The 3,061-nt window shown below is 67.8% G+C and carries 2 protein-coding genes; both read left to right on the forward strand.

The window, feature by feature from the left end; translation table 11 throughout:
* Positions 1–88 precede the first annotated feature (88 nt).
* Positions 89–2,353 carry a carbon starvation CstA family protein gene (locus tag A5701_RS04515; RefSeq protein WP_067749157.1) on the forward strand — a complete coding sequence of 755 codons (2,265 nt, stop codon included), beginning with the start codon at positions 89–91 and terminating at the stop codon, positions 2,351–2,353.
* A 9-nt stretch (positions 2,354–2,362) separates the two neighbouring features.
* The coding region (locus A5701_RS04520; RefSeq protein ID WP_156669910.1) for an Hsp70 family protein at positions 2,363–3,061 on the forward strand (699 nt) is incomplete at its 3' end.

Below are 3,061 nucleotides of genomic sequence, written 5' to 3' on the forward strand. Positions count from 1 at the left end.
CCCGTCCGAGGCCGACACCATCGATACCGTGCGGGCGCTGTACTGACAAACCGAGCGCTGCCGGTTTCGCGCGCGTAGGGTTTCGGCCGTGGCAGTGAAAGTGCACGACAAAGACGTCCGCTACATCCACACCGACGAACAACTGCCGCCCGTCGCGATCGTCGACCGCTCCCCCATCACCCTGCGGCACAAGGTCATGTTCGCGGTCATCGCCGTCGTCGGTGCCGTCGCGTGGGCGATCATCGCGTTCGCGCGCGGCGAGACGGTGAACGCGGTCTGGTTCGTGGTCGCGGCGATCTGCACCTACATCATCGGTTACCGGTTCTACGCCCGGCTGATCGAGATGAAGATCGTTCGCCCGCGCGACGACCACGCCACCCCGGCCGAGGTGCTAGACGACGGCACCGACTACGTGCCCACCGACCGGCGGGTGCTGTTCGGGCACCATTTCGCCGCCATCGCCGGGGCCGGCCCCCTCGTCGGTCCGGTGCTGGCGACACAGATGGGCTACCTGCCCGGCACCATCTGGATCATCCTCGGCGCGGTGCTCGGCGGCTGCGTGCAGGACTACCTGGTGCTGTGGATCTCCACCCGGCGGCGGGGCCGTTCCCTGGGCCAGATGGCCCGCGACGAACTGGGCGCGGTCGGTGGTGCGGCCGCGCTGGCCGGGGTGCTGGTGATCATGGTGATCCTGATCGCGGTGCTGGCCCTGATCGTGGTCAAGGCCCTGGCCGAAAGCCCGTGGGGCGTGTTCTCCATCGCCATGACCATCCCCATTGCGCTGTTCATGGGAATCTACCTGCGCTTCCTGCGGCCCGGGCGGGTGACGGAGGTGTCGGTGATCGGCTTCGCGCTGCTGCTCGCGGCGGTGGGATCCGGCAATTGGGTTGCCGAAACCCGTTGGGGTGCATCGCTGTTCACGCTCTCGCCGGTCACGTTGTGCTGCTGCCTCATCGGCTACGGCTTCGCCGCTTCGGTGCTGCCGGTGTGGTTGCTGCTGGCACCGCGCGACTACCTGTCCACCTTCATGAAGGTCGGCGCCATCGCCCTGCTCGCGGTCGGCATCTTCATCGCGCGGCCGGTCATGCAGGCACCCGCGATCTCGCAGTTCGCCACCAAGGGCAACGGTCCGGTGTTCGCCGGCTCGCTATTCCCTTTCCTGTTCATCACGATCGCGTGCGGCGCGCTGTCGGGATTCCATTCGCTGATCTCCTCCGGGACAACCCCGAAGCTGCTGGAGAAGGAAGGCCAGATGCGGCTGATCGGCTACGGCGGCATGATCACCGAGTCGTTCGTCGCCGTGATGGCGCTGATCACCGCGTCGATCATCAACCAGCACCTGTACTTCACGATCAACGCGCCTGCCGCGCAGACCGGCGCCACCGCGGCCCGCGCCGCGGATTACGTCAACTCACTCGGGCTGGCCGGCGCCCCGGCGACGGCCGACCAGATCAGTCAGGCCGCCGCCGGCGTCGGCGAGAAGTCCATCGTGTCGCGCACCGGCGGGGCACCCACGCTCGCCTGGGGCATGTCCGAGGTGCTGCAGCGCGTGTTCGGCGGCGCCGGACTCAAATCCTTTTGGTACCACTTCGCGATCATGTTCGAGGCGCTGTTCATCCTGACCACCCTCGACGCGGGCACCCGGGTCAACCGATTCATGCTCTCCGACACGCTCGGCAACATCGGTGGCCCGATGGCCAGGCTGCGCAACCCCAGCTGGCGACCCGGCGTGTGGATCTGCAGCCTGGCGGTGGTCGCCGCCTGGGGCAGCACACTGCTGATGGGCGTGACCGATCCGCTGGGCGGCATCAACACCCTCTTCCCGCTGTTCGGCATCGCCAACCAGCTGCTGGCCGGCATCGCGCTGACCGTCATCACCGTCGTCGTCATCAAGAAGGGGCTGCTGCGGTGGGCCTGGATCCCCGGGTTGCCCCTGCTGTGGGATCTGGCCGTAACGCTGACCGCGTCGTGGCAGAAGATCTTCTCCGGAGATCCCGCCGTCGGCTACTGGACTCAGCACGGCCAGTTCGTGGCGGCCAAGCGCGCCGGCAAGACCGCCTTCGGTGCGGCCAAGAATCCCCATCAAATCGACGAGGTCATCAGGAACACCTTCATCCAGGGCACCCTGTCCATCGTCTTCGCGCTGGTGGTCCTCATCGTCTTTGCCGCCGGAGTTGTGGTCGCCGCCAGGGCAATTCGTGGCGGCGGCAGGCCGCTGACCGAGGAGGATCCGGTGCCCTCGAAGCGGTTCGCGCCGTCCGGCCTGGTTCCCACCGCCGCTGAGCGCGCGTTGCAAAGACGATGGGACGCGCCGGGCAAAAAGGTCGTGTCGAACTCCCCCGCGCGGTCCTAAACTTGCGCGATGAGAGTCGGCATCGACTTTGGCACCACCCACACCGTCGTCGCGGCCGTCGACCGAGGCAACTATCCCGTCATCTCGTTTGACGGCCTCGACGCGTGGCCGTCGATCGTCGCGGCCAACACGGCCGGGGAGCTGCGCTTCGGCGCGGACGCGGCCGCGGTCCGGCACGACGCGGGATGGTCGGTGCTGCGGTCGTTCAAACGCCTGCTCAACGAGGCCGGACCGCAGACAGAGGTGAGCCTGGCCGGCCGCACCCACCGCCTGGCCGATTTGCTCACCGGATTTCTGGCCCAGCTGAAGAGCGACCTCGTGCGTCGCTCCAACGCCAGCCTCACCGCGGGGGAAACCATCGAGGCCGCGATCAGCGTGCCGGCCAACGCCTCGAGCGCCCAACGCCTGTTGACACTGGACGCGTTCGTGGCGGCGGGCTTCCACGTCGCCGCGCTGCTCAACGAGCCGTCGGCCGCCAGCCTCGAATACGCGCACCGCTACCGGTCCACGATCACCGCCAAGCGGGAGTACGTCCTCATCTACGACCTCGGCGGGGGCACCTTCGACGCCTCGTTGCTCAAGATGACCGGGCACGCGAACGAGGTCGTCATCAGTGAGGGCATCCAGCGCCTCGGCGGCGACGACTTCGACGACGCGATCGTCGAGCTCGTCCTGGACCGCTCCCAACTGTCCGGGGTGGACGCGGCG

This window comes from Mycobacterium sp. E3305, assembly GCF_001666785.1.
Taxonomy (GTDB): Bacteria; Actinomycetota; Actinomycetes; order Mycobacteriales; family Mycobacteriaceae; genus Mycobacterium.